Origin of the sequence: Aeromonas sp. MaB10011B (genome assembly GCF_017939325.1) — a bacterium.
Classification (GTDB): domain Bacteria; phylum Pseudomonadota; class Gammaproteobacteria; order Enterobacterales; family Aeromonadaceae; genus Aeromonas; species Aeromonas caviae.
Genome location: NZ_JAGKRK010000008.1, coordinates 179,744 through 205,918, shown reverse-complemented (window position 1 = coordinate 205,918; position 26,175 = coordinate 179,744). Strand labels below are relative to the sequence as shown.

At 64.3% G+C, this 26,175-nt stretch carries 29 protein-coding genes; 16 read left to right on the top strand and 13 right to left on the bottom strand.

The annotated features are described in order from the left end of the window. Positions 1–6 precede the first annotated feature (6 nt). Positions 7–1,227, bottom strand: coding sequence for a winged helix-turn-helix domain-containing protein (locus J9893_RS03830; RefSeq protein WP_210600889.1), 1,221 nt, complete (start codon positions 1,225–1,227; stop codon positions 7–9). Positions 1,228–1,301: 74 nt separating this feature from the next. Beyond that, positions 1,302–1,943 (bottom strand): class I SAM-dependent methyltransferase, encoded by a 642-nt coding sequence (locus J9893_RS03825; RefSeq protein WP_043153164.1) that lies wholly within the window; start codon positions 1,941–1,943, stop codon positions 1,302–1,304. Positions 1,944–2,130: 187 nt separating this feature from the next. On the opposite strand from J9893_RS03825, the gene J9893_RS03820 reads away from it, so the two are divergent. The 7 genes from J9893_RS03820 (at position 2,131) to J9893_RS03790 (ending at position 8,631) form a co-directional block, all read left to right on the top strand. Next, positions 2,131–2,796, top strand: a complete 666-nt coding sequence (locus J9893_RS03820; RefSeq protein WP_041215639.1) for a thermostable hemolysin — start codon at positions 2,131–2,133, stop codon at positions 2,794–2,796. Continuing rightward, entirely contained in the window at positions 2,793–4,274 is a 1,482-nt protein-coding gene (locus tag J9893_RS03815; protein ID WP_210600888.1) for an AMP-binding protein, read from the top strand. The genes J9893_RS03820 and J9893_RS03815 overlap by 4 nt, the downstream gene beginning before the upstream one ends. Beyond that, complete coding sequence (locus tag J9893_RS03810) at positions 4,271–4,927, top strand: iron-containing redox enzyme family protein (protein WP_201889881.1); 657 nt, start codon at positions 4,271–4,273, stop codon at positions 4,925–4,927. The genes J9893_RS03815 and J9893_RS03810 overlap by 4 nt, the downstream gene beginning before the upstream one ends. Then, a complete protein-coding gene (locus tag J9893_RS03805; RefSeq protein ID WP_039039562.1) occupies positions 4,924–5,772 on the top strand; it encodes an SDR family oxidoreductase in 849 nt (282 codons plus the stop codon). The genes J9893_RS03810 and J9893_RS03805 overlap by 4 nt, the downstream gene beginning before the upstream one ends. Before the next feature lies 1 nt (position 5,773). After that, positions 5,774–6,421, top strand: coding sequence for a tetratricopeptide repeat protein (locus J9893_RS03800; RefSeq protein ID WP_113068846.1), 648 nt, complete (start codon positions 5,774–5,776; stop codon positions 6,419–6,421). An 81-nt stretch (positions 6,422–6,502) separates the two neighbouring features. Continuing rightward, entirely contained in the window at positions 6,503–7,195 is a 693-nt protein-coding gene (locus tag J9893_RS03795; RefSeq protein ID WP_201894349.1) for a response regulator, read from the top strand. After that, positions 7,192–8,631: an ATP-binding protein gene (locus J9893_RS03790; protein WP_045525604.1), complete on the top strand. Its 1,440-nt coding sequence runs from the start codon at positions 7,192–7,194 to the stop codon at positions 8,629–8,631. The genes J9893_RS03795 and J9893_RS03790 overlap by 4 nt, the downstream gene beginning before the upstream one ends. A gap of 67 nt (positions 8,632–8,698) precedes the next feature. On the opposite strand, the gene J9893_RS03785 is transcribed toward J9893_RS03790, so the two are convergent. After that, positions 8,699–9,178 carry an ATP-dependent zinc protease gene (locus J9893_RS03785; protein WP_223919489.1) on the bottom strand — a complete coding sequence of 160 codons (480 nt, stop codon included), beginning with the start codon at positions 9,176–9,178 and terminating at the stop codon, positions 8,699–8,701. 391 nt (positions 9,179–9,569) lie between these two features. On the opposite strand from J9893_RS03785, the gene J9893_RS03780 reads away from it, so the two are divergent. The 3 genes from J9893_RS03780 to efp all read left to right on the top strand — a co-directional run bounded on the left by J9893_RS03780 (position 9,570) and on the right by efp (position 12,517). Continuing rightward, positions 9,570–10,613, top strand: a complete 1,044-nt coding sequence (locus J9893_RS03780; protein ID WP_210600887.1) for a GMP reductase — start codon at positions 9,570–9,572, stop codon at positions 10,611–10,613. 95 nt (positions 10,614–10,708) lie between these two features. Continuing rightward, on the top strand, positions 10,709–11,905 hold the full coding sequence (gene earP, locus J9893_RS03775) for an elongation factor P maturation arginine rhamnosyltransferase EarP (RefSeq protein WP_210600886.1): 1,197 nt from the start codon (positions 10,709–10,711) through the stop codon (positions 11,903–11,905). A 45-nt stretch (positions 11,906–11,950) separates the two neighbouring features. Next, on the top strand, positions 11,951–12,517 hold the full coding sequence (efp, locus tag J9893_RS03770; RefSeq protein WP_010673788.1) for an elongation factor P: 567 nt from the start codon (positions 11,951–11,953) through the stop codon (positions 12,515–12,517). Between the two features lie 94 nt (positions 12,518–12,611). Here the strand turns inward: efp and J9893_RS03765 are convergent, their stop codons facing one another. Genes J9893_RS03765 through J9893_RS03750 form a run of 4 tightly spaced genes read right to left on the bottom strand, consistent with a single transcriptional unit; the run spans position 12,612 to position 15,933 of the window. Further along, positions 12,612–13,283: a methionine ABC transporter permease gene (locus J9893_RS03765; RefSeq protein ID WP_010673787.1), complete on the bottom strand. Its 672-nt coding sequence runs from the start codon at positions 13,281–13,283 to the stop codon at positions 12,612–12,614. Beyond that, positions 13,268–14,062, bottom strand: coding sequence for an ATP-binding cassette domain-containing protein (locus J9893_RS03760; RefSeq protein WP_010673786.1), 795 nt, complete (start codon positions 14,060–14,062; stop codon positions 13,268–13,270). The genes J9893_RS03765 and J9893_RS03760 overlap by 16 nt, the downstream gene beginning before the upstream one ends. Continuing rightward, a complete protein-coding gene (locus J9893_RS03755) occupies positions 14,059–14,871 on the bottom strand; it encodes a MetQ/NlpA family ABC transporter substrate-binding protein (protein WP_143237191.1) in 813 nt (270 codons plus the stop codon). Before J9893_RS03755 ends, J9893_RS03760 begins: the two co-directional genes overlap by 4 nt. A gap of 21 nt (positions 14,872–14,892) precedes the next feature. After that, the gene (locus tag J9893_RS03750) at positions 14,893–15,933 is read right to left on the bottom strand and encodes an isopenicillin N synthase family oxygenase (RefSeq protein WP_210600885.1); all 1,041 of its coding nucleotides are present in this window, start codon (positions 15,931–15,933) and stop codon (positions 14,893–14,895) included. A gap of 309 nt (positions 15,934–16,242) precedes the next feature. Here J9893_RS03750 and J9893_RS03745 point away from each other — a divergent pair, with 309 nt between their 5' ends. Both J9893_RS03745 and J9893_RS03740 read left to right on the top strand, forming a co-directional pair. Next, positions 16,243–17,013: a DUF3530 family protein gene (locus J9893_RS03745; protein WP_039041094.1), complete on the top strand. Its 771-nt coding sequence runs from the start codon at positions 16,243–16,245 to the stop codon at positions 17,011–17,013. A gap of 119 nt (positions 17,014–17,132) precedes the next feature. Next, entirely contained in the window at positions 17,133–18,089 is a 957-nt protein-coding gene (locus J9893_RS03740; RefSeq protein ID WP_039041095.1) for a D-2-hydroxyacid dehydrogenase, read from the top strand. A gap of 87 nt (positions 18,090–18,176) precedes the next feature. Here J9893_RS03740 and J9893_RS03735 read toward each other — a convergent pair whose 3' ends face one another. Both J9893_RS03735 and J9893_RS03730 read right to left on the bottom strand, forming a co-directional pair. Next, on the bottom strand, positions 18,177–18,650 hold the full coding sequence (locus tag J9893_RS03735; protein WP_039041096.1) for a YMGG-like glycine zipper-containing protein: 474 nt from the start codon (positions 18,648–18,650) through the stop codon (positions 18,177–18,179). A 241-nt stretch (positions 18,651–18,891) separates the two neighbouring features. After that, positions 18,892–20,436: a sensor domain-containing diguanylate cyclase gene (locus J9893_RS03730; protein ID WP_210600884.1), complete on the bottom strand. Its 1,545-nt coding sequence runs from the start codon at positions 20,434–20,436 to the stop codon at positions 18,892–18,894. Positions 20,437–20,726: 290 nt separating this feature from the next. Between J9893_RS03730 and J9893_RS03725 the strand changes: the two genes are divergently transcribed. The 3 genes from J9893_RS03725 to J9893_RS21575 all read left to right on the top strand — a co-directional run bounded on the left by J9893_RS03725 (position 20,727) and on the right by J9893_RS21575 (position 22,897). Continuing rightward, positions 20,727–21,329 (top strand): nitroreductase family protein, encoded by a 603-nt coding sequence (locus J9893_RS03725; RefSeq protein ID WP_010673779.1) that lies wholly within the window; start codon positions 20,727–20,729, stop codon positions 21,327–21,329. Between the two features lie 273 nt (positions 21,330–21,602). After that, positions 21,603–22,538 (top strand): GGDEF domain-containing protein, encoded by a 936-nt coding sequence (locus J9893_RS03720; protein ID WP_234823590.1) that lies wholly within the window; start codon positions 21,603–21,605, stop codon positions 22,536–22,538. After that, the gene (locus tag J9893_RS21575; RefSeq protein WP_234823589.1) at positions 22,535–22,897 is read left to right on the top strand and encodes a GGDEF domain-containing protein; all 363 of its coding nucleotides are present in this window, start codon (positions 22,535–22,537) and stop codon (positions 22,895–22,897) included. Before J9893_RS03720 ends, J9893_RS21575 begins: the two co-directional genes overlap by 4 nt. Positions 22,898–22,918: 21 nt before the next feature. Here J9893_RS21575 and J9893_RS03715 read toward each other — a convergent pair whose 3' ends face one another. Both J9893_RS03715 and J9893_RS03710 read right to left on the bottom strand, forming a co-directional pair. After that, positions 22,919–23,590: an HAD-IA family hydrolase gene (locus J9893_RS03715; protein WP_113977489.1), complete on the bottom strand. Its 672-nt coding sequence runs from the start codon at positions 23,588–23,590 to the stop codon at positions 22,919–22,921. Continuing rightward, positions 23,587–23,811: a hypothetical protein gene (locus J9893_RS03710; RefSeq protein WP_010673776.1), complete on the bottom strand. Its 225-nt coding sequence runs from the start codon at positions 23,809–23,811 to the stop codon at positions 23,587–23,589. Before J9893_RS03710 ends, J9893_RS03715 begins: the two co-directional genes overlap by 4 nt. Positions 23,812–23,925: 114 nt before the next feature. Here J9893_RS03710 and J9893_RS03705 point away from each other — a divergent pair, with 114 nt between their 5' ends. Beyond that, a complete protein-coding gene (locus J9893_RS03705; RefSeq protein ID WP_103243593.1) occupies positions 23,926–24,813 on the top strand; it encodes a LysR family transcriptional regulator in 888 nt (295 codons plus the stop codon). Positions 24,814–24,858: 45 nt separating this feature from the next. Here J9893_RS03705 and J9893_RS03700 read toward each other — a convergent pair whose 3' ends face one another. Further along, positions 24,859–25,494 (bottom strand): cold shock domain-containing protein, encoded by a 636-nt coding sequence (locus J9893_RS03700; RefSeq protein ID WP_069652118.1) that lies wholly within the window; start codon positions 25,492–25,494, stop codon positions 24,859–24,861. Between the two features lie 103 nt (positions 25,495–25,597). Further along, positions 25,598–26,164: an isochorismatase family cysteine hydrolase gene (locus J9893_RS03695; RefSeq protein WP_043153192.1), complete on the bottom strand. Its 567-nt coding sequence runs from the start codon at positions 26,162–26,164 to the stop codon at positions 25,598–25,600. Positions 26,165–26,175: the final 11 nt, after the last annotated feature.

Sequence of the window (26,175 nt, the reverse complement as noted above, 5' to 3'; positions counted from 1 at the left end):
CCTTCCTCAGCGTGCCACCTCCTGCCATTGAGCCAACAAGGGAGCAGGAACGTTGCCATAACGCAGCAGCGGGGTCTGGTGCCACTGCGCCAGCTTCTGGATGGCCTTGCCCAGATCCTGGGCCAGGGTCCGGGTCACCCTGACCCCGTCTTCCAGATAGAGGCTCTTGACCTCAAACACCCCCTCCTTGCGATGGGCCTTGGCGTCCATCCTGCCCACCAGCTTGCCGCGATGCAGCAACGGCAGCACGAAATAACCGTACTGGCGCTTGGGGGCCGGGGTATAGCACTCGATGCGATAGTCAAAGCCAAACAACTCGCTGGCCCGCTTGCGATCCCACACCAGCGGGTCAAAGGGCGAGAGCACGGCGGTGTGGCTCGCCTTGAGGGTGCCCGCCTGGGCCCGGACCAGCTCATCGGCCAGGGAGGCGTGAACGAAGGCTCCGTGCTGCCACCCCTCCACTCGTACCGGCAACAGCTCCCCCTCATCCGCCAGCTGGTGGAGCAGGGCGTCGTATTTCCCCCGTTTAAGGCGATAGTAATCCGCCACCCAGCCGGTCTTGACCAGCCCCAGCGCCCGGCAACTGGCTCGCACCATGTCCCGCCGGGCGAGATCAGGACTCGGCAGATCCCGCTCGTCATTCCACTCCGGCATGACCCGCTCGGCGAGATCGTAGACCCGCTGGAAATTGCGCCGTTCGCGCACCATCAGCTGGCCTGCGGTAAACAGCACCTCCAGGTGGCGCTTCTCCGGCTTCCAGTCCCACCAGCCGTTGCCCTTGTCCCCCTTGCGCTCGAAGTCTGCCGCCCGCACCGGGCCATCCTGGCGTATGCGCTCGACTATCTGCGCTATCTCGCCGCCGTGGGTCTTGAGCCACTGGGCGGAGAACTTCCAGCCCATGGCGGCGGGATCCAGCATGCGATGGCGCAGCAGCCGGTAATCTTCCCGGGGGACGAAACAGGCCTCATGAGCCCAGTATTCGAAGAGGTCACCATCGGCCAGCAGTTGTTCCAGCCAGCGCGGATCGTAGTGGCCGAGACGGCTGAACAGCACCAGATAGGGGCTGCGGGCCACCACGGAGATGGTGTCTATCTGCAGCAACGCCATGCGGCGAATGCAGGCGAGCAGGTCGGCGGGGGTTGCTCTGGCGCGGCGCGGGGTCAGCAGCCCCTGGGCCGCCAGTTGCAGGTGGCGAGAGTCTTGCAATGAGAGGTGGGGGATCGACATGGAGATAGGGGCATCCGTTCCTGGGTATCAGGCCACCAGCATGCCCAACTCATGGCCAAATGAAAACGCCCGGCTCAGGGTTTGGTGAACACCGCCACATCCGCATGAGGAAACTCGACCTCTGCCTGCCAGCGGACCGCCAGGGCACGGAACGAGGCCTCGGCGAAGAAGACGATGTGGGTGGGATCGTGGCGATAGCGCCAGGTCTTGAAGCGCTCGTCCCCCAGCACCCGCTGGGTCTGCAACACCAGTACCCCGCCGGGCTTGAGACAGCCCCAGAGCGTGTCCAGCACGGCGCGGGGGGTGGCGATGTGCTCGATCACCTCGGTGCTGGTGATGAAGTCGTATTGCCTTGTCAGGCACTCGGGGTCGTCGGCATAGAACTTGTCGTAGCCCGCCATCTCGAAGCCCGCCTCCCGCCCCATGGCGATGAGGGCGGGCCCGGGGCCGCAGCCAAAATCGAGGCCGCTGGCAGGAGGCGACACCCGGGCCAGCACCTCGCCAAAGGCACGCATCAGAAAGGCCCGGTAGCGGGGATCGTCCACCCGGTTGTCGTGCCCGTCATAGACCGCCTTCTCGGCTCCCTCGTCCAGGTGGTCCGCCTCGTCCATCCAGACCAGCTCGCACGCCAGGCAGCGGTAATAGCCCTTGCCCGCCACCGGCAGGGCATGGTGCCGAGGGGAGAGACACAGGGGACAGTGAACAGGGGATGACATGGCAGCTCCTCGGGTGGCGACAGCGGGGCAGATTGCCTGCCACGCCCGCTGCTGGCAACTGTTTTGTCTGGAGCCCCCATCGACCCCCGTTCACCCCCCGCCAGTTTTTTTCGTCTTTTTTTGCGCCTTAAGGGTTTCTTAAGTTTGCCCTTTTACTCTCATCCCATCGCAAGAGAAGGAGCCAACCATGACCATCGAGATCCAAGCCCCCTACCGGTTGATCCTGGCCGAATCCCCGCAGCAGGTCATGGCGCTGCAAACCTATATCCAGGCCGCCTACACCCTCGAGTTCAACGCCCGCATTCCCCATTTCCTGCCTTGCCTGCTCGGGCTCTACCGGGCAGATGGCGTGCTGGTCGGTGCCTGCGGCCTCAATCAGGCCTGCCATGGCGAGCACGAGCAACCGCTCTATCTGGAGCAATATCTGGAGCAGCCTGTCGAGGCCGCCATCGAGACCCGTCTCGGGGTCCGTCCGGCCCGCCACCGCATCATCGAAGTGGGCAATCTTGCCTGCAGCGAACCGGGTCACGCCCGCCTGATGTTTGCCGCGCTGTGCCGTCTGCTGTGTGACAACGCCCTGGACTACGTGGTGTTCACCGGCACCGCCAAGCTGCGCAACAGCTTTACCCGCCTGCGTCTCAACCCGGTGGAGCTGGCACTCGCAGAGGCCCATCAGGTGGGAGAGGATGCCAGCGCCTGGGGCGAATACTACCGCTGCCAGCCCAAGGTGATGGCAGGCGACATCAACCAGGGGCGCGAGGTGCTCGCACAGAGCAGCCTGCTGCTCAACCTGCTGGGGCCCATGCCCCGCCTTTTTAACCATGCCGACATCGACAGGAGGTGCGCGCAATGACGCTGTTCGACACCATCGCCCACCATGCCAGCCAGACCCCGCACCAGCCTGCGCTGCTAGGCAGCCAGGGTGAGCTGGATTACCAGAGCCTGTGGCAGCAGATCCAGCAACTGGCAGGAGTGCTGCAAGGGGCCGGCATCCGCCGCCTGGCCCTGCAACTCGACAACGGCCTGCCCTGGGCACTGATCGATCTCGCCTGCACCTGGGCCGGCATCGTGGTCATCCCGGTTCCCCACTTCTTCAGTCCGGCGCAGCAGACGTGGCTGCTGGAAAGCAGCGGAGCAGACGCCCTGGTCGGCCCGGAGCACCAGGGGTGGCAAGCCGCCTCGCCCCTCGTGCTCATGGCAGGCAGGCCCGATGAGCAGGCCGTGCCCCTGTGGCGCCGCATCCCGGCCCGCCTCCCCGAGCTGCCAGCAGGCACCGCCAAGATCACCTATACCTCGGGCACCACGGGGCAACCCAAGGGCGTCTGCCTGTCGCTGGAACAGATGACGGCGGTCTGCGGATCCCTTGCCCTGCGGGTGGCCCCTGCCCGGGTTGAGAAACACCTGACCCTGCTGCCCCTCACCACCTTGCTGGAGAACCTGACCGGCTTGTATGTACCGCTGCTGACCGGCGCCTGCAGCCGCATCCCCTCCCTGGGGGAACTCGGCTTCTCGGGCTCCAGCAAGCTGGATCCTGCGGCCCTGGCCCTGGCACTGCTGCGCTGGCCCAGCCACAGCCTGGTGCTGGTACCCGAGTTGCTGCGCCTGCTTCTGGCCCTGTGCCTCAATACCCCTGCCCTGGCAACACAGCTCGGCACCCTGCGCTTCGTCGCCGTGGGCGGCGGCAAGGTCGCCCCCGAACTCATCGCTCACGCCCGTGCGGCGGGGCTGCCGGTCTATGAGGGATACGGTCTCTCCGAATGCGGCTCCGTGGTCGCCCTGAACGGCCCCCACGGGGATCGTCCCGGCAGCGTCGGCCTGCCTCTGCCCCACTGCCAGGTGACGATCGCCGCAGACGGCGAAGTCATGGTCAGCGGCAGCGCCATGCTGGGCTACCTGGGGGAAGAGGGCGAGACGGGCAGCCAGATCGCCACAGGGGATCTGGGTCGGATCGACGAGGAGGGCTATCTCCATATCACGGGGCGCAAGAAGAACGTGCAGATCACCGCCTTTGGCCGCAACTTCTCCCCGGAGTGGGTGGAAGCCCAGGCCCAGCTCTGCCCGGCCATCGCCCGCATCGTCATCTTCGGTGACGGTCAGCCCGCCAACGTGGCCCTTATCCAGCCGCTGCCGGGCAGCCAGTCCCAATTGCCAGAGCAGATTGCCCGGCTCAACCAGCAGTTGCCCGATTACGCCCGCATCCATCATTGGTTGCCGGTCGCCCTGGATCAGCTCCCTGGCCTCCTGACGGCCAACGGGCGCCCCCGTCGCAACGAGATTTATCACCATTTTTCCCGGCAGATCAGCCAATGCCTCACAGGAGAGACCTCATGAGCTTCTACCAGACCCTGCAACAAGCCACCGCCTGCGAGCGCGAACGCCTGTTCAACGCCCCCATCATCGAGGCCTGCCGCCGCGGCGACATCAGCCGTGACACCTACCTCGCCTTCCTGGCACAGGCCTACTACCACGTGCGCCACACGGTGCCGCTCCTGATGGCCACCGGCGGCAAGCTGGGGCAGGAGTACGAATGGGTGCGTGGCGCCATCAGGGAGTACATCGACGAGGAGTACGGCCATCAGGAGTGGATCTTAAGCGACATCCGTGCCTGCGGCGGTGATGCCGAGGCGGTGCGCCACGGCCAGCCGGGCCTGCCCATCGAGCTGATGGTGGCCTTCCTCTACGACCAGATCCAGCGCGGCAACCCCATGGGCTTCTTCGGCATGGTGCAGGTGCTGGAAGGCACCAGCGTCGCCATCGCCCTGACCGTCGCCGACCAGCTCAAGAGCGGTCTGGGTCTGCCGCCCCAGGCCATGAGCTACCTGAGCTCCCACGGGGCCCTGGACCAGGAGCACCTCAAGTTCTTCGAATCCCTGATGAACCGGGTGGAAGATGCCGCCGATCAGGCCGCCATCATTCACGCCGCCAAGGTGGTCTACCGCCTCTATGGCGACATGCTCTATCAGCTCACGGGATCCTGCCAATGAAGCTTGAAGGCAAACGCATACTGCTGACTGGCGCCAGTGGCGGCATTGGTGAAGCCCTGGCCCATGAACTGGCGGCCCAGGGTGCCCATCTGCTGCTGCACGGTCGTCGGGCCAGCGCCCTGGAGCGCCTGCGCCGGGAGCTGCCTCATCCGGATCGCCACCAGACGGTGACGGCCGATCTTGGCTCTCCCCATGAGCGGGCGCAGCTGCTGCAACATCCGGCCCTGGACGAGGGGCTGGACGTGCTCATCAACAGTGCGGGCTGCAACCAGTTCGCCTGGCTGGAGGATCAGAGCAGCGAGCAGGTGACACGCCAGTTGCTGCTCAACGTCGAGGCGCCCATCCAGCTCACCCGGGCCCTGCTGCCCCGGCTGCGCAAGCCCGCCATCATCATGAACATCGGCTCCAGCCTCGGGGCCATCGGTTTTGCCGGCTACAGCGTCTATTGCGCCAGCAAGTTCGCCATGCGCGGCTTCAGCGAGTCTCTGGGGAGGGAGCTGGAGGGAACCGGCATCAAGGTGCTGCACTTTGCCCCCCGCGCCACCCGCACCCACCTCAACTCCGAGGCAGCCTATGCCATGAATGCCGAGCTCGGCACCCGGACCGACAGCCCACAGGACGTGGCCGAGGAGGCCGTCATCGCCCTGTGCAACGAGACACGCCGCCGCTGGCTCGGCTGGCCGGAAAAGCTCTTTGTGCGGCTCAACGGCCTGCTGCCCGCCTTGGTGGACATGGCCCTGGCCAAGCAGCGCCCGATCATCGAGCGCCACGCCCGCCGCACCGCCTCCCCAGCCCCCGATCACAGGAGCGATCCCGCCTGTGCGACAAACGAGAAGGAACATTGAGATGAAGCACACCACTTTCCGTCCCCGATTTGGTCACGGCCCCCTGTTGCTCGCCCTGGGAGGCCTGCTGGCAAGCGGTCTGGCCCAGGCCGCCGATGCCCTGCCCACCATTCAGCAGGAGTGGGCCCACTGCCAGTACCAGCAGACCGGAAAAGCCAAGGAGAGCTGCCTGGAGAGCCTGAGTGCCAAGGCCGATGAGGCGAGCGCCAAGGAGGCATTTCGCACCGATCTGCTGATCTGGTCCGCCATCGTCAAGAGCACCTGGGCGGGGGCCAAGGGCGGCCTCGGCGCCCTTGGTCTGGTGAAGGAGGCCAAGGCCAAGCTCGAGATCGCCATCAAGCAGGATCCCAAGGCGCTGGAAGGCTCGGCCTACACCAGCCTGGGCTCCCTCTACTACCAGGTACCGGGCTGGCCGGTGGGCTTTGGAGACGACGAGAAGGCGGAGAAGCTGCTCAAGCAGGCGCTGGCCATCAATCCCACCGGCATCGACCCCAACTTCTTCTACGGCGACTTCCTGCTGGATCAGGGTGACAAGGCACAGGCGAAGGTCTATCTGGACAAGGCCCTGGCCGCCCCGGCGCGCCCTGGCCGCGAGGTGGCGGACGAGGGCCGCAGAATGGAAATTCGCGAGCGTCTCGCCAAGCTGTAAACACAAGCAGCACAGTGCGCTATTTCAACTCTGCCCACCAGCTTGCATACTGGTGGGCAGTGTCGTTTGAGGGAGAGAACAATGCGGATCCTGTTGGTGGAAGATGATGTGATGCTGGGAGACGGCATGGTGGATGCCCTGCGCAGCAGCGGCTACACGGTGGACTGGCTCCAGCAGGGGATGCCGGCCCTCTCGGCGCTCAAGAGCGAGGAGTTTGCCGCCCTTGTCCTGGATCTCAACCTGCCGGACATCGACGGCATCAGCCTGCTGCGCAAGTTGCGCCGGGAGGGGCTGACCCTGCCCGTGCTCATCCTGACCGCCCGTGATGCCCTGGACGACCGGGTACTGGGGCTGGATGCAGGCTCCGACGACTACATGGTCAAACCCTTCGCCCTGCAGGAGCTCAACGCCCGGCTGCGCGCCCTGGTGCGGCGCAGCAAGGGGCAGGCCCAGGCGGTGCTGGAGTACGGGGAGCTGCAGCTCTTCCCCGCGTCACAACAGGTCACCTATCGGGGCGAGCCGGTCAAGCTCACCCCCCACGAGTACAAGCTGTTGCAGGAGCTCATCACCCAGAGCGGCCGGGTATTGAGCCGGGATCAACTGCAACAGAGCCTCTACGGCTGGGACGAGGGGGCAGAGAGCAACGCGGTGGAGGTGCACATTCACCACCTGCGCAAGAAATTCTTCCCCGAGCTCATCCGCAACATTCGCGGCGTCGGTTACATCGTGCCCCAGCTCGACGTCCAGGGCGCAAGAGGAGCCTCCGCCCCATGAGCCGTGTCCGTTCCATCCGCCGCTTCCTGCTCTCCGGCATCCTGGCCTTGGTCAGCCTCAGCCTCGCCATCAGCGGCCTTATCGGCTACCTGCAGGCCAACCACGAAATGGAAGAGCTGTTTGATGCCCGTCTCGCCCAGTCCGCCCGCATCACCAACCAGTTGCTCAGCCGCTATCTCAAGCAGAGCGGCGAGCTGCCGCGCAACGGCACCGTGTACCAGGAGTGGGTGCAGGCCGTCCCCGAGACGCCCCACATCGAGAAGGGCGGCTTCTTCCAGTTCGGCCAGGACAACGAGTTCACCCCCTATGGCCATGAATTCGAGCACAACCTCTACTTCCAGTTGCTGAGCGAGCAGGGCGCCGTGCTGCTGCGCTCGCCCAATGCCCCGGCCCAACCGTTGACCACCCTGGAGCGGGGCTTCAACAGCGAGACCAAGGATCATCACGAGTGGCGCACCTTTACCCTCTACAACGAAGGTGAACAGACCTGGCTCATCGTGGCGGAGCGGGATGACGAACGCAGCGAGCTGGCCAGCAAGATGGCCACCCTCACCATGCTACCCCTCTTCATCACCCTGCCCTTCCTGCTCGGTCTGCTGTGGTGGCTGATCACCCGGGGGCTGTCACCGCTGCACCAACTGGCGCAAGCCATCGGCGAGCGTCATCCCGCCAACCTGAGCCCCCTCAATCTCGCCATCAAGGCCGAGGAACTGACGCCGCTGGTGGGGGAGATCAACCGGCTGATGCACGCCCTCGCTGACACCCTGGATCGGGAGAAACAGTTCACCAACGAGGCCGCCCACGAGCTGCGCACCCCCCTCGCGGTGCTGCGCATCCACAGCGAGAACGCCATGACGGCCGAGGATGATCAGAGCCGGGAGCAGGCCCTGCGCAAGATGCTCTTGGCCCTCGATCGCAGCGATCGGCTGATCCGCCAGTTGCTGACCCAGGCCCGCATCGACAACCAACAGAGCCCGGCCCTCACCGCCCTTCCCTTGTTCCCCTTGTTGCAGGGCACCCTGGCGACCCTGGCCCCCATCGCCCTGAAAAAGGATCAGCAGCTGTCCCTGGAGGGCGCCGAACAGGTGCAGGTAATGGGACAGGCGATGTTGCTGGAGCTGATGTTCGGCAACCTCATCGACAATGCGCTGCGCTACACCCAGGTGGGCGGCGAGGTCGCCGTGGTGGTGAGCCAGGTGGGCAACCGGATCCGGGTGGATGTGCGGGACAACGGCCCCGGCATCCCCACCGCCGCCCTCTCCCGGCTGTGCGAGCGCTTCTTCCGGGTCAATCCCCAGCAGGGGGATGGCGTGGGCCTTGGCATGGCTATCGTCTCGCGCATCGCCCAACTTCACGGAGCGGATCTCGACATCCACAACCGGCCTGAAGGGGGACTCGAAGTGAGCGTGCTGCTGCCCGCCTCGCGCCAGGCATGAGGGGTCAGCCTTTGCGCACGCCATGAAAAACGGGGGCCAGGCCCCCGTTTTTCATGGCTGCACCACCCTAGTCGCAGGTGGGCTGTACCGTGAAGGTCCGGCTCGAATCCACCGGTCCCAGCTCCGCCAGCAGACGGCGCCCCAGCAGCACCGGGTAGATCATCTTGCTGCGATCCCGCAGGGTGAACCACTCCTTGTAGACCTGGTCCCCGACGCAGACGGACATGGTCACCGTCGGGCGCTGCTCCATGCCGCCCGCCCCGCGCACCGTCACGCTGCGCTCCACAGGTCGCTCCACGCTCCGGTGCACCACCTTGTCGGTATTGGCATCGGTCAGCACCAGGTTGAAGCGCACCCAGGGCTTGCCATCCTTCTTGAAATGCTTCAGGTCGCGGGCATCCAGCGACGAAGTGAGAGCACCGGTATCGAGCTTCATCTTGACCGCCACCCCGTAGGGCATCAGCACCCCCTTCTCGATCCAGCCATAGCTGGTCTGGGCCGCCATCGCGCTGCCGCACAGCGCCCACATCATGGCCGCCGCCACCATTCTCTTGCCCATCTTGCTCTCTCGCCTTGTCAGTCTTGCGCCCAGATGTATCACAGCCAACTGCCGGGTCAACCGGATTCTGGCGTGCAGGGGAGCGGGCTCTGGACGCGGTGCCAACAGGCGACAATCCATGCCGGGCACGGCGCGTGAGTGGGGAATGCAGCAAGAAAACGAGGGGAGAACAGGGTGCTGGATGACGCTGGCGGCCATCCTCAGGTTGTGACGCCAAAGGCTACCACAGCGGTGCGTGAATTATCAGTCTTGTTCTGACGGGATTTTTGCCTACACTGCTGTAAACCGGAGGGCCTGAAAACCACCGGTTTTTTTGCGCCTGCCGAAAAGTTGCCACTGCAAAGTGAGCTCTCACACAAGGCTCAATAAGGAATTCGCAATGCGTATCGAAGAAGACTTGAAGCTCGGTTTCAAGGATGTCCTGTTTCGCCCCAAGCGCTCTACTCTCAAGAGCCGTTCCCAAGTCAGCCTGACCCGCCAGTTCACCTTCAAGCACACCCAGACCCAATGGCAGGGCGTGCCCGTCATCGCCGCCAACATGGATACCGTCGGCAGCTTCGCCATGGCGCGTACCCTGGCCAGCTTCGAGATGATGACGGCGGTGCACAAGCACTACAGCCTTGCGCAGTGGCAAACCTTCGTCAATGAGACCGACCCGGCCCTGCTGGGCCACGTAATGGTCTCCACCGGCACTTCGGAGGAGGACTTCACCAAGACCCGCCAGATCCTCGCGATGTCCAGCGCCCTGCGCTTCATCTGCGTGGACGTGGCCAACGGCTACTCCCAGCACTTCGTCGAGTTTCTGCGCAAGATCCGCGAGGCCTGCCCGAACCACGTCATCCTGGCGGGCAACGTGGTGACCGGCGAGATGGTGGAGGAGCTGATCCTCTCCGGCGCCGACATCGTCAAGGTGGGCATAGGCCCGGGCTCGGTCTGCACCACCCGGGTCAAGACCGGGGTCGGCTACCCGCAGCTCTCCGCCATCATCGAGTGTGCCGATGCGGCCCACGGCCTGGGTGGCCAGATCGTCGGTGACGGCGGCTGCACCTGCCCGGGGGATGTGGCCAAGGCCTTCGGCGGCGGCGCCGACTTCGTGATGCTGGGGGGCATGCTGGCCGCTCACGAAGAGTGCGGCGGTGAAATCATCGAGGTCGATGGCGAGCCCTTCATGAAGTTCTACGGCATGAGCTCGGCCAGCGCCATGGACAAGCACGCCGGCGGCGTCGCCGAGTATCGCGCCTCCGAAGGCAAAACCGTGCTGCTGCCCTACCGTGGCCCGGTGGAGAACACGGTGCGCGACATCCTGGGCGGGGTGCGATCCACCTGCACCTATGTGGGGGCCAGCCAGCTGAAAGAGCTCACCAAACGCACCACCTTCATCCGGGTGCGCGAGCAGGAGAACAACGTCTACGGCAAGGAGTAACCTGCCACAGACCCCGTCACGCGCTGACGGTTAGAAGCCGACCAACCGGTGTGCTACCCTGCGCACCGGTTTTTTTGCATCTGGGATCCCGCGCCATGACAAGCCCTCTCCCCCCCTTCGACTGGGACATCTTCTGCTGCGTCGTCGACAACTTCGGTGACATCGGCGTCACCTGGCGACTCGCCCGCCAGCTCAAACAGGAAGGCGCGCTCCCGGCGCAGAAGAGTGAGGTGCAGGTGCGGCTCTGGGTGGACGATCTGGCTAGCTTCGCCCGCATCTGCCCGGCGCTCGACCCCGCACAGGACGGTCAGTGGGTCGATGGCATCTATGTCCAGCACTGGCACGAGCGCCTCCCCGCCGACATGACCCCGGCCAGGGTGGTCATCGAGGCGTTTGCCTGCGAGCTGCCCGCCCCCTTTATCGAACGCATGGCCGAGCAGACCACGCCCCCCTGCTGGATCAACCTCGAATACCTCTCGGCCGAGAGCTGGGTCGAGGATTGCCATGGCCTCGCCTCGCCCCAGCAGGTCGGCAGCCAGCGCCTCGACAAGTACTTCTTCTTCCCGGGTTTCACGCAGAAAACGGGCGGCTTGCTGTGCGAGCACGGCCTCATCGTCGAACGCGAGCGCTGGCAGCAGGATGAAGCGGGACTGACCGCCTACTGGGCCAGCCTCGGCCTGCCACCCCAACGAGAAGACGAGCTACGGGTCAGCCTCTTTACCTACGAGAGCGAGGCGCTCAGGAGCCTAGTCGAGGGCTGGCGCCAGAGCGTCACCCCCGTCACCCTGCTGCTGCCGCTGGGGCGCTCCCTCGACGACGTGCTCATCGGCGCAGGGCTGGCAGAGGCCATTCCCGGTGCACGGGCCGGAGATCTGCTCCAGGCGGGTAACCTCACCATCAAGCTGCTGCCGATGACCGATCAGAGGGGCTACGATCGCCTGCTGTGGAGCTGCGATCTCAACCTGGTGCGCGGGGAGGACTCCTTCGTGCGGGCCCAGTGGGCGGGGCGCCCCTTCCTCTGGCATATCTACCAGCAGGAAGAGGATGCCCACATGGTCAAGCTGGACGGTTTTCTCGACCACTACCTCTCCCCCTTGCCAGCGTCGGCCGGTCAGTGGCTGCGCCGCTTCAACCATGCCCTCAACCGGGGGGAATACACCGGTGAACTCTGGGCACAATGGCCGCAATACGCGGCCATATGGCAGCAACATGGGCGCACCTGGCCACAGAGGCTGCTGGCGGACGGGGATCTCGTCACGAGGTTGGTGAAATTTTTAGAAAGCCGTATATAATCTGGCAGTTTTTATCCGTCCGTTTCACGAACAGGAATTTTTTACATGAAAACCGCACAGGAAATCCGCGCTGGTAACGTAGTCATGATCGGCACCGAGCCGATGGTGGTCCAGAAGGCTGAATTCAACAAATCCGGCCGTAACTCCGCCGTGGTCAAGATGAAGCTGAAGGGTCTGCTGAACGGCAGCGCCACCGAGACCGTCTTCAAGGCCGACGACAAGCTGGAAGTCGTTCAGCTGGAGCGTAAAGAGTGCACCTACTCCTACTACTCCGACCCGCTGTATGTCTTCATGGACACCGAGTACAACCAGTACGACGTCGAGAAAGACAACCTGGGTGATGCCCTGAACTACCTGGTAGACGGCATGGAAGACCTCTGCGAAGTGACTTTCTACAACGAGAAAGCCATCTCCGTCGAGCTGCCGACCACCATCGTGCGTGAAGTCGAGTACACCGAGCCGGCCGCCCGTGGCGACACCTCCGGTAAAGTGACCAAGCCTGCCCGCCTGAAGGGCACCTCCTACGAGCTGGCCGTTGCCGCCTTCGTGGAGATCGGTGACAAGATCGAAATCGACACCCGTACCGGTGAATTCAAGCGTCGCGTCAACTAAGTTGACCCCTTGATGTGATTGCAAAAAAAGCGAGCCAAGGCTCGCTTTTTTATTGGCTGGCACCTCACGGCCGACCTGATGAGAAGCCGTGCCCCTAGCGGCGATGGGCCAGTGCCCGCACCAGCCTGTCCCCCACCCCCTGTACCAGTTGCACCAGCAGCAGCAACATGACCACTGTCCCTGCCATCACCTTGTCGTCAAAGCGCTGGTAGCCGTAGCGGATCGCCAGATCCCCGAGCCCGCCGCCACCGACCACCCCCGCCATGGAGGAGAAGCCAATGAGCATCACCACCGTCAGAGTGAGTCCGGCCAGCAGCGCCGGCAAGGCCTCGGGCAGCAGCGCCTTGACGACCACGTGCCAGCCGCTGCCCCCCATGGCGAGCACGGCTTCGACGCGCCCCTTGTCCACCTCATCAAGGGCGCTCTCCACCACCCGGGCAAAGAAGGGGAAGGCCCCCAGGGTAATGGGGACGATGGCGGCGGTGCTGCCCAGTGAGGTGCCGACCACCAGCCGGGTCAGGGGGATCAGGGCGATCAGGAGCACCACGAAGGGGAGCGACCGCCCGATGTTGATACCGATCCCCAGCACCATGTTGAGACGGGGCAAGGGCAGCACGCCCCCGGGACGGGTCACCACCAGCAGCACCCCGGTCGGCAGCCCCAGCAACAGGGTGAACACGGCCGCCACTCCCACCATGTAGAGCGTTTCGAGCGACCCCTGATACATCAGTTCGAGCAAGGCATCGACACTCAGGCGACTCTGCATAAACGCACCTCCTCTGTGACTCCGTGACGCGCCATGAAACGCCGCAGGATCTCGGGATCCGGCAACAGGGCCTGCCGCACGCGGGAGTCGGGGTTGGCCAGCAGGGTGCCCAGAGCGCCGCTTTCCACCAGCTGACCCCGTTCAAGCAATGCCGCGTGATCGCAGATGGCCCTGACCACCTCCAGCTCGTGGGTGATGAGCACTATGGTGATCCCGAGGCGGCGGTTGATGTCGGCAAGCAGCGCCAGCACCGACTCCGTGGTCTCCGGATCCAGGGCACTGGTCGCCTCGTCACAGAGCAAGTGGCGCGGATTGGCGGCCAGGGCGCGGGCGATGCCCACTCGTTGCTTCTGTCCCCCCGACAACTGGGAGGGAAAGGCGCGACGGTGCTCGCCAAGCCCCACCAGTTCCAGCAGCTCGCTGACCCGGGCAGCCCGCTCCCGGCGCGCCACTCCGGCGATTTCCAGCGGGACTGCCACGTTCTCCTCCACGCTGCGGGCGTGCAGCAGATTGAAGTGCTGGAAAATCATGCCGGTCCCCTGACGGTGGCGGCGCAAGGCCGCCCCCTCCAGGGCCGTGATGTCGCGGCCATCGAACAGGATGCGGCCCCGGCTTGGCCGCTCCAGCAGATTGAGGCAACGAATGAGCGTGCTCTTGCCCGCGCCGCTGCGCCCGAGAATGCCGTAGATGGCCCCATCCGGAATCTCGAGCGACACCCCCTCCAGAGCGGGTTGCCCGTGCCCCGGGTACTGCTTGCCGAGCCCCTCCAGCACTATCATGACTGCCGCCCGGCCACCGGGATCACCGACCCCTTGTAGCTCTTGCGAATGAAGTCGGCGATCGCCCTGGACTCCAGGTCCCGCGCCAACTGGCGGATCCGCGGATCATCCTTGAGCGCCGGGGTGGTCACCAGGATGTTGGCGTAGGGATTGTTCTGGGCGCTCTCCAGCCCCAGGGCATCGCGAGCAGGCTCCAACCCCGCCTCCAAGGCATAGTTGCCATTGATCACCGCCAGATCCACGTCGTCGAGGGAGCGCGGCAGCTGCGGCGCCTCGATCTCCAGGATCTTGAGCGCCTTGGGGTTGGTGGCGATGTCGTGCACCGTCGCCAGATCCCGCGCCGGATCTTCATGGCCGGCCTTAAGGGTGATGAGCCCCTCGTGCTGCAACAGATAGAGGGCCCGGCTCAGGTTGGTAACATTGTTGGGCAGGGCTATCACCGCCTTTTCCGGTACCTCCTTCAAATGCTTGAACTTCTTCGAATAGATGCCAAGAGGCTCCACGTGTACGGTCGCGGCCACCACCAGCTCGGTGCCGAGCGCCTTCTCCTGATCCCGCAGGTAAGGGACGTGCTGGAAGTAGTTGGCATCCACATCACCCGCCACCAGCAGGGCATTGGCATTGATGCCGCCGCTGAGCTCGATCACCTGCAGATCCAGCGAAGGGTCCTGGCGTTTCACCTCGCCGAGGATATCCGCATGGGGCAGTGGATCCGCGGCAACCCGCAGCGCCTGGGCTGCCTGGGCGGAGAGAGAGAGTCCGAGGGCCAATACCAGGCCGCTCAGGGAAAACAGTCCGTGCTTGTTCATCTTGTGCTCCTTGCCATGCAATCAATGGGTGGTTTCGCCGACCGCCAGCGCCCGGGGCGCCGACAACAGATCGGCATGGTGGCGCAATGCCACATCAGGGTGGGAACGCAGCCGCCCCTTTAGGTAGTTCCAGCCCACCTCCCGCAGCAGCGGATTGTGCAGGTCGGTGGCAGGCCCCCTGGCTTCACGGGCCAGTGCCTCGGGCAGCGGATAGACGGGCACCACGGCGTCGAGCTGGGCCCCCAGGAAGAAGGCGATGGAGAGACGCTCCTGCCCCGGTGCCGACGGCACCACCCGGTGCACGGTCGCCCGCAGGTAGCCGTTGCTGGCGAGCTCCAGCAGCTCACCGATGTTGACCACGAAGGTGCCGGGGAGCGGGAGCGCATCGATCCAGTGATCCGGCACCACCTCCACCTGCAGGCCGGGCTGGTCATCCTGCAGCAGGAAGCTCAGGAAGCCCGAATCCTTGTGGGGACCGACCCCCTGGGTGGCGCCCCGCTCACCGGGATAGCGGATCAGCTTGATATGTTCGTTGGGACGCTCTCCGTGCAGGGCATCGAAGGCATCTGGCGACAGTGCGAGCGCCTCGGCAAAAGCCCCGAGCAGGGTACGGGACATCCGGGTCATCTGCCCACGCCAGCGCGTCAGCACGGGTTGCAGTGTCGGCAGCGCCTCCGGCCACTGATTCGGCCCCTGCAACCGCCACCAGGGCGGGTCGCCCGCCGCGCGCGGCAAGGCAGGGCGATCGGCACCGATATCAAACTGCTCTCGCCAGTCGGGTTGACCCCGGGTCAGCTCCGCCCCCGGTCGGTTGTAGCCACGAAAATGGGGAGAGTGGATCATGGCGACCTGCTGCTTGGCCGCCAGAGGCAGCGCAAAGAAGGCCCGCGACAGCTGCTGCACCTCCTGCTGCAGCTCGGGATCGATGCCGTGGCCGGTCAGGTAGAAAAATCCCGTCTCTCTCGCGGCATCGCGCAACGATGCCAGAAAATCGGCCCGGGCGTCGGGCGAGGCATCCAGCTGCCTCAGGTCGAGGATGGGCAAGTGAACCAAGGTGCTCATGGCGATAACGCTCCCTGTCGATGGAAAGTGAGGGTGAATCTCTCGTTCTGACGAGACAGGGGGGAGAATTCTCTGCCTGCGGCCAGTGGCGACATGCCCCGGCCCCCTGTCTGTCTGCCCTTACTGAACCATGTATGGGTCACGGGATGGAACAATCAAAACCGGGAATGCTTTGCCATTTGGAACAATCCCGGGCCCGTGTCCGGCCCGCCGGTCAGACCCTCTTCGCCACCGCCGATGCCGATGCGCCCCCTTGCCCTAAAGAAACCCCCGGCGAGGCCGCTATGAGGGAGTGCTGGAGGATCCCCCATGACATTTCGCCCCTATCTGCTGCTGACCCTGCTTGCTTTTGCCGCCCACGGCGCCGGGCAGGCACCGTCAGGCGCCGCCCCGGATCCAGCCCCCCTGGTTCCCCCCGACTACTGGCAGAGCAGCGACTGGCAGGGAATACCCGACAGCACCAGGGTGGACAAACAACAGGTACTGTTTGCCAAGCACGACAGCGACAACTACGTGGGTCTGGTCATCCTGCTGCCCGACTGGCAGCGCAGCGGCCAGCTGTGGCAACTGACCCGGGAGCTGGGGCGCCTCGGTTTCGATACCCTGCTGCTGCTCCCCTCGCCGCAGCAGACCGAGCTCGACCCCGCCGCCGAGAAGAAACAGCAGGTCATCGACGATTTTCGCAAGCAGTTTGCCTCCCGCATCAGCAAGCTGGGGGATGCCAAGCTGCAGGAGGGGGGCTTCAAGCTGCTGCTGGCCCAGGGTACCAGCGCCGCCTGGGCCGCCAACCTCATCGCCAGCGAACAGTTGCCCGCCCCCGATGCCCTGGTGCTGCTCGACGGCTTCTTCCCCAACCAGCTGAGCAACCAGACCCTCGCCAAGCAGATAGCCCAGGGCAGCATCCCTACCCTGGATCTCTATCAGGAGGAGGGAGGACGCTGGCCCCTGCTGGCGGCCGAAGCCCGCAGAAGCGAGAGCCGCCGCAGCCACAAGCTCAACTACCGCCCCTATGCCCTGATGGATCTGGAGGAGACGCCGGGCCGCATCCAGGGCTGGCTGACGCACCTGGGCTGGATCTGAGGCCCTCCGAGGCACAGCCCCCGCCTTTGCCTTCCCCATCGGACTTGGCCCGATGCCACCGCGCTGGTCAGCCGCCCTCCATGTTTGGCATCATGTCCGAACCAATGGCAGGAGGCTTCATGCAGCAAATCGTGTTTCTCGACAGCGACACCCTGGACACCGGCATCAATCTGCGCCGCCCCGATTTTCCCCATCACTGGCAAAGCTACCCGACCACGGCGCCGGATCAGGTGGTGGAGCGGCTCAAGTGCGCCAGCATCGCCATCATCAACAAGGTGCGCATCGGGGCCGATGAACTGGCCCAGCTGCCCGAACTGCGCCTGATCGCCCTGGCCGCCACCGGCAGCGACAACCTGGATCTGGAGGCGTGCCGCGCCGCCAATGTCGCCGTGTGCAATATCCGCAACTACTCGGGCCCTTCCGTCCCCGAGCACGCCATGGCCCTGATGCTCGCCCTGTCGCGCAACCTGTTCGCCTGGCGCCAGTCCCTGCTGGAGGGGCGCTGGCAGCAAAGCGGCCAGTTCTGCTTCTTCGACCACCCCATCACGGATCTGCATGGCAAGCGCCTCGGGATCATCGGCAAGGGAACCCTGGGACAGGCGCTGGGACAGCGGGCCAGCGCCATCGGGATGGAGGTTTACTATGCCCAGAGCCAGGTCGGCTCCCCGGGGGATGACGACAGGCTGCCCCTGGATGCCCTGCTGCAAAGTTCGGATGTGATCAGCCTGCACTGCCCGCTCACCCCCTACACCCGCCATCTCATCGGGGAGCGGGAGCTGGCCCTGATGAAACCGGGCGCCCTGCTCATCAACGTGGGCCGTGGCGGCCTGGTGGACGAGCAGGCGCTGCTAGAAGCCCTCGGCAACGGCCGTCTGGGGGGCGCCGGTTTCGATGTGGCGAGCGTCGAGCCGCCGCCTCCGGATCACCCCCTGATGCAGGCCCTGCGTTACCCCAATTTCATCCTGACTCCCCACGTGGCCTGGGCCAGCGAAGAGTCGATGCAGCGCCTCGCGGATCAGCTCATCGACAACATCAACGCCTTCTCCCTTGGCAGGCGCCAGCACCGGCTGGTGTAAGAGGCCGCTCGCCGCCCCTTACGGGCCGGCAGCGGGATCAAAAAAAGGGGCCAAAGGCCCCTTTTTGTCGGTCAGCTTGCCGCGGCATCAGTCGTCATGCCATCTGTGCTTGCGGTGCTTTTTGTGTTTCTTGTGGTGCTTGTGATAGCGCCTGTCATCGTAATAGCGATCGCCGCGGCTCTCGTGACCATCCCCGGTCCTGGCTCCGATGGCGGAGCCACCGGCACCACCGATACCGGCGCCGATCAGCTGGCCCGTGCTGCCACCGACGCTCTTGCCGATGGCAGCCCCGCCCAGGGCACCAACGGCGCCGCCGAGCGCAGCTTCGTTCTTGTTGCCCCTATTGGCCGTGGCCGCACCACCGGCCGCGCCCCCCAGGGCGGCCCCCACCAGGGCGCCGGTGTCGCCACCCAGCTCCTTGCCGATCATGGTGCCCGCCACCCCGCCGGCTCCGCCGCCGAGAATGGTATTGAGGGTCTCGGATGCCTGCACCTGTCCTGTGCCCAACAGCAACGCCCCCAGCAGCGCCAGTGCGCTCATGCCAAACGGTTTCATTTTCATGGGGTACTCCTATCAAACCTGATGATTGATTATTTTTCCCTGCACTATACAAAGCCCCCTGACCTGCGCCACTGCCGCAAGGGGCACCTCACGGCCAGCCCTCCCTGTCTCCGGTTCGCGACACGACGCAAGAAAGCAGGCTAACCACCTGAAACCACATCAAAAAAAAAGGTCACACGAGAAATCATCCCCGTCATGACCCTTTTCTAGGCCCAAAGGCCCTTTTTTGCAGCGATCACCGTCAGACAGATACTGTCACAACCTCCCCGTCAACGGGCGACGACGCCGCCAGATGCCAGCAATCCCGCCCCTGGAGCTTGCTCTCGTACAGGCAGGCATCCGCCCGCTCGAGCAGCGTCAGGGCATCATCCGGATAGCGCGCTCCGCCGGCGCTCAGGGTGATGGCGTCGGCGAACTCCCGCCATTTCAGGGCCTTCACCCGACCGAGCAGGTGGGTCAGGCGGCATTCCACCTCCGCCTGCTCCCAGGGCAGCAAGGCCGCAAATTCATCGCCCCCGATGCGGTAGACCTGCTCATCCCCCAGGGTTCTCGCCATGATGGTGGCCACCCGAAACAGCACCGCATCCCCCACACCGTGTCCCCAGCTGTCGTTGACGCGCTTGAAGTTGTCCACATCGAACAGCACCAGCCAGTAGGGCCTCCCCGCCTGCTCCAGCCCCGCCCGCTGCTGATCGAAGGCTCGCCGGTTCAGGATGCCGGTGAGAGGGTCGTGGAGCAGGGCATCCTGCCCTTGCAGCAGGCTGTTTCGCACCTGTTCTATCTCTCCCAGGCTGCCGTGCACGAACCAGGTTCGCTGACGCCGCTGGATCTCCTTTCGCGCCTCATCCCGGATGAGGCCGCTGAGCGAGCCCTGCACCAGCGCCTGCTCCTGACGAAAGATCCGCACCAGAAACCACAGGCTGCACAGCCAGATGCAGAGCAATGCCAGGGCGGGCAGCACCACCATCAGCAGGGTGTCTTGCAGGTTTTCATGAAAATGGGAGGGGGGGAGATAGACGTTGAGATCCCACTCCATCCCCTCCAGAGCGTGTTGCAGATGGCGTCCTTCCCAGAACCCGTCCAGCCCGGCCGCCTGCGTCTCCCGCTCGAGACGGGGCGGCAACAGCGACAAATTGTGCCCCACCACCAGCTTGCCCCCCTTGCGCTCGGTGATGTAGAGGGCCACCGGATCCTCACCCACTGCCCGGTGCAACGCCCCCTGCAAGGCGCTGAACGACATGTCCACCATCAGCAGCCCAAGCAGTTGCCCCTCATCATCCTTGACCCGCTTGATGAGGGTCAGTACCTCTCCGGCCAAATCGAACGCCGGGTAGGGACCGAACCAGACGAGATCATCGCCCTCGCCGGACAGGGTCTGGAACCAGGGCCGCGCCTGTGCCCGGTAGCCCTCCGGTTGCTGCCAGTCGGGATAGCCGTCGAGCCGATGGGTGCGCGCATTGTAGAAATAGAGGAAGTGGGCGTCGTACTTGAACTGATGGGCAATGGGCCAGATGGGATTGATGGCCGATGCCCCGGCAGCGATGACCTGCTTGTCCAGAGACGCCTCCAGCACACCAAGCTGGCGGCGGTTGTCCTGCGCCATGTCCTGAAACAGGGTGGCGTCGAGGGCGGCCAGCATGTGACCGTAACCCGCCACCGTCTTGTCGATGCTGCTCAGGTAGCTGGCTGCCGCCAGCAACAGGGTGGCGATCAGCACCAGCCCTCCCAGGAGAAACGACAGCGGAGTCAGTATGTAATAGCGTTCCTTGATCAGCGCCGCCGTCATGTCACTCTCTATAAAATGTCATATTGGATGAATTTTATAGATTAAAAATCTGAAAAAGATATTGATTGAAGTCATTAACATCCACTGCTAATGATAAAAAAGATATCAAGGTGTCTCACGGCCATATTCACATCCGTCATGTGAATATCCATAAAAAGTAGAAACAGTCATTACTCGTCGTTGACGGTTTATTGCCCGCAAGGTGCTATAGTCGATGACTCGAGAAATCGGAGCCAGATGACCTTTGTCGGCAACGCTGGCGGTGATGATTCATCAACCAAGGAGATGTTATGAGCAGTCCGTTTATCGAACAGATCAAAGCACGTCGTACCATCTATGCCCTGGGCAACCGGGTGACCCACTCCGAGGCCCAGCTGACCGCCCTCATCAAGGATGCCGTCAAGCACAGCCCCTCTTCGTTCAACTCCCAGAGTTCCCGCGCCGTCATCCTGTTCGGCGAGCAGCACCACAAGCTGTGGGACATCGTCAAGGCGGAGCTCAAGAAGATAGTGCCGCCGGAGGCCTATCCTCAGAGTGAAGCCAAGATCAACGGCAGCTTCCGCGCCGGGGCTGGCACCGTGCTCTTCTTCGAAGACACCGCCGTCATCGAGGATCTTCAGCAGAAATTCGCTCTCTATGCCGACAACTTCCCCATCTGGTCCGAACATGCCACCGGGATCGCCCAGTTCGCGGTCTGGACCACCCTGGCCCAGGAGGGCATCGGCGCCTCCCTGCAACACTACAACCCGCTCATCGACGATGCGGTGCGCAAGGAGTGGGACCTGCCCGCCAGCTGGCTGCTTCGTGCCCAGATGCCTTTTGGCAGCATAGAGCAACCTGCCGGCGACAAGACCTTCATCGACGACGACGTGCGTTTCCGGGTCTTCAAGTAAGCCTTCACGCCCCCTCCACCAGGGGGCGTTTTCTTCTCTCCCCCTCGTTCACCCTTGTCACGTGCCAGCCATACTCTGAACAAACCCCCTCTTGTCAGGAGGTCCCCATGGGGGACATCGCACGCCAACGTACCTCATGCACATTGACGCCCTTGTCCGCTCTGTTGTGTGTCGCCGCCCTGGTACTGCTGTTCTCGCTGATCGGCATCTTCACCCGCCCCCCCCAACCTGCTGGCGGCCTTCTGGCCTGCCAATGCGGTCCTGCTCGGCTGCATGGTGCGCTATCCACGCCTGGCCACCTCGGCGGGCTGGGCCGGCGGCATACTGGGCTTTTTTCTCGCCGCCCTCTTCACCGGCGAGCCCCTGTTCAAAACCATCCTGCTGACCTGCGGCAACCTGGCCGGCATCGGCGTCGGGTATCTGCTGATGCATCGGCTCGCGCCTGCCGACAAGCTCCTCAGGCGCCCCACCTCCCTCGTGCTCCTGCTGCGAAACACCCTGGCCGCCTCCCTCGCCGCCGGCGTGGTCGGCGCCATCATCAATCCCATCCTGTCTCTGGGCCCCCCGCTCTACGGGCTGGGCTTCTGGTTTGCCAGCGAGCTGGTGAACTACATGACCATACTGCCGGTGCTCCTGACACTGCCTCCCCATGACAGCGTGCCCCCCTGGCGCACCCTCCTCTACCGCACCGAGTTCTCCTGGGCCAGATTGATGCCGCTGCTGAGCCTGGTGGCCTCCCTGCTGCTCACCCTGCTCGTCGAGGGGCCGGGATCCATCGCCTTCCCGGTACCGGCGCTGCTCTGGTGCGCCGTCACCTACTCCGTCTTCGCCACCAGCCTGCTGACCCTGAGTTACAGCACCCTGATCCTGATCGCCCTCTCAAACGGCCACCTCGTCATCAATCACGATGTCCAGACCCAGTACTGGATGTTCTCCGTCCGGATAGGGGTCATGTTGATCGCTCTCACCCCCCTGACCGCCGCCAGCATCATGGCGGCCCGCAACAGCCTGCTGCGGGAGATGAGACACCTGGCCCACCACGATCACCTGACCGGTGCGCTGAACCGGGCCGGCTTCTGGTCGGCCGCCAACGAACTGCTCCAGTACCTCACGGTGCAGCGCTACCCTGTGGCGATCTGCATGCTGGACATCGATCATTTAAACGCATCAATGATCGTCACGGTCACGAAGAGGGTGACAACCAGTTGAGCAGCTTCGCGGCCCGTGTGCGCGACCAGCTTCGACCGGGGGATCTCTTCTGTCGCCTGGGGGGAGAGGAGTTCGTGGCCATCTGGCCCGGCCTCAGCGAGGAGCAGGCCATGGCAGTTGCCGAGCGGCTGCGAAAAATCGTCGCGCAGCCAGGGGAAGAAAAGGGAGCCGAGCCCGCCGTCTGCATCACAGTCAGCATCGGTATCGCCTCCCAGAAAGAGGGCCCCTTCAATCTGGACGAGCTGCTCTCTCGCGCCGATCAGGCGCTCTATCTGGCCAAGCACAATGGCCGCAACCGGGTGGAACGCTATTCGGCCGAGCAGGCTTCCCCCAGCATCGGGCAATCTTGCGGCGCCTGAATGGCGTGCCCCTTGTCGTCATCATCCGGCCTCTGCCGGCAGCGGGGCGGGCAGATGAAGATGGAGCCCGTCTGGTGCCACCTCGATCTCGATCCCGCGCCAGTCCCGCAGCCAGCCCTTGAGCCTGTCGTCATACCGCCTTGTTCCCCCCATCTGCACCACCTGGCAACCCGCCTGCAGGGCGCTGGCGATGCCCGCTGGTGCATCCTCGAACACCAGGCAATCGGCCGGAGCCAGTCCCAACCGGCTGGCAGCCAGCAAATAGGGCTCGGGATCCGGCTTGCCCCGTACCACATCCCCGGCGCACACCAGGAGTCGGGGCAGCGGCAATCCGGCGTGCAGCAGCCGGTGCTCTGCCACTCTCCGGCTTGCGGAAGCCACCAGCGCCCAGCGCGTCGACGGCAGCTGTTCGAGCCGTCGCCGGGCACCGTCCAGGGGCATCGGCGCCGCAGCGTATGCCATCTCCAGATCGTCGAGCAGGGCCACCTCCACTGCCATGTCCAGCTGGGGAGCCAGGGCCCCTATCACCTCCCGTGAGCGCACGCCGTGACACATGGCGAGCACGGGAGCGGGATCCAGCCCATGGTGCTGACACCAGCGCCGCCACACGACTTCCACGTCGCCGGTGGAGTGGACCAGGGTCCCGTCCATGTCCAGCAGCAGGGCCGCGGCCTTCACGCGCACCGCGCTCACAGGGCTCTCCCCGCCAGCGCATCGGCAAAGACCTGCCGCTGGGCAGCGGCCTCGTAACAGGCGAGCGCCTGCTCCGCATTGCTGGCCCACACCGGCAAGGGGGCGACGACGAACCCCTGCTGCAACAGGCTGGTCAGCAGCTCCCCGGTCTCCGGTGCGGCCAGCGGCTGAGCCATCACCAGGCTCCCCTTGATCAAAAACAGATAGCGTTCGCTCGACATGACATGACTCCTTGTGGCTGAACAGCGGGCAAGCAGGCCCGTTTCGAGACCATTAGAACAAGGAGATTAGATAATTTATAATCAATAAATCGCCACATTGGATAACCAAATGGAATGAGATTCGACCTGAGACAATTGCAGGCCTTCGTCATGCTGGCCGAGAGTGCCAACTACCGGGAAGCGGCCAGCCGGCTTTTTGTGACGCAACCGGCCCTGACCAAGCAGATCCAGGGGCTGGAGCAGGCCCTCGGCAGCACCCTGTTCAACCGGGGCCGCCACGGGGCCGAGCTGACCGCCATCGGCCTCCAGTTGCTGCCCCAAGCCAGGGCTCTGGTGGATCACGGCAAGGGATTCGAGCAGCATGCCCTGGCGCTGGCAAGCGGTGCCGCCGGGCGCCTCAACATCGGGTTCGGGCTCTCCAGCTTCGCACTGGCCCCCTCCCTGGTGGCCCGTTTCAAACAGCAGGCCCCCGACGTGCTGGTCCACCTGCGGGACACCACCTCCGCCATCCAGCAGGAACACTTGCTGGCGGGTCGGCTGCAACTGGGCTTCATGCGACGGCCTGATGCGCCGCAGCTGAGGGAACACAGGTTGCTGACGGACAGACTGGTGCTGGCCGTCCCCACCCAGGTGGCAGGGCCGGACTTCGACCTGGAGCGGGCGCTGATCCGCGATCCCTTGCTGCAGATGGTGGGCCATCGCTGCCCGGGTCTCAGCCAGCAGATCGCCCGCTTTCTCGGCGCCAACCGGCTGACCGGTCTCATCCAGGAGGCGGAAGACATCCAGACCCTGGTGGCCCTGGTGGCCGCCGGTATCGGCAACGCCATCCTGCCGCGCAGCGTAGGGTTCATCGCGGGCAAGGAGGTGACCCTCTACCCTCTCTCCGGCCCCTGGTCGGAATGGGAAATCAGCCTGGTGTGGAACCCGGAATTTGCCGATCCCATCCGGGATCGCTTTCTGGCCCTGGTCAGGGCGGCATATCCGCAGAGCCACAGCCTCTGAGAGGAGCGCAGCCCAAACCGGAATCCTGAAGTACATAACGGCTGGCTAATGGCCACACCACTGCCGCTCGCAGGGGATGCCGTCTCCTTCCCCATCCATCTTGGTATTGGGGCAATTTTGCAAAAACCAGGTCGCCTCCTCGCAGGAAGTCATCTGGGAGCAATGCTGACGGCCATCGCACTGACGAACAAAAGTCGGAACCTGAACCGTACTGTTCGAAGTACTGTCCTCCTGGCTAAAAGAGGGAAAGGATGGAAGTGAGGCAAACTCGGCCGAGAAGCGGGAATAGAGGGAGAACAACCCCGCCAGCACCAATAGGGGGATTAACTTGCCACCCCAGCTCCCCTTGCGACGAGGAGCATGATACTCCCGGGTTCTATATGTGGTGGCGTGTGGTGCCCGAGGGCTCAAATCCTCCCTGCTCCCACGATCCGGCATGGATGGCATAGGTCCGCCAGCCAGCGAGAGCGGGCGGTCGGGAAAGAACACTTGTACGGCACAAGGCTTGCCATCCTTGCTGCTCCCGATCAGATAGGAAACCTTTTCCCCCACCTCCGGCGGCCTGCCATCGAATTGCAGGGTGGTGATGTGAACAAAAAGATCGGCACCGCCCTGCTCCTGCTTGATGAACCCGAAACCGCGTTGTGAATTCCAGCTCGCGATCCTGCCCTGATAACGCATGTCCTCATCCTTGTGGCCAGTACGGTTCCACTCATGTTGCCCGAAATTGGTTCGGTTTCAACAGAGCATTGGCATGAAAAATGAGTGGATTAGATACGAGTGGTCAGAGCAGCTCCGCGACCTTGATGATCTCGGCAATGCGACCGAGCATGCGCAGGGAAGCCTGGTGTTCTGCGGCATCCGCCGCCGCGCAGGCATCTTCCAGGATGGTGATGGCGTAGTCCCGATCGTGGCCATCTCGCACCGCCCCCTGAATGGCCCAGCTGGTGCTCACGCCGCACACATAGAGATGCTCGATGCGATTGGCCCGTAGCGCGGGCTCCAGCGCCGTGCCGTAGAAGGGGCTGACCCTGGGTTTGGTCAGCACCAGATCCCCGGGTTGTACATCGAGATCCGGGTGAAAGTCGGTGCCGCTGTCCGCCAGGGAGAGGGCCCCGAACTGCCGGGCACGGCCAAACATGGGGGAACCCCTGGGTTGCAGCAGATAGCCCTCGTCAAACCCCACCTTGATGAGCACCACCAGCCAGCCGTGAGCGCGGGCATGAGCCAGCGCCTGATTGGCGTGCACAATGGCGTTCTGCTCGATCACCTGGGCCGCCGAGGCGGCGATGCGCCCGTCCGGGTGGGCGATGTCGTTGATGAAATCGATCACCAGCAATGCCTTGTTCATGGTGTGCTCCC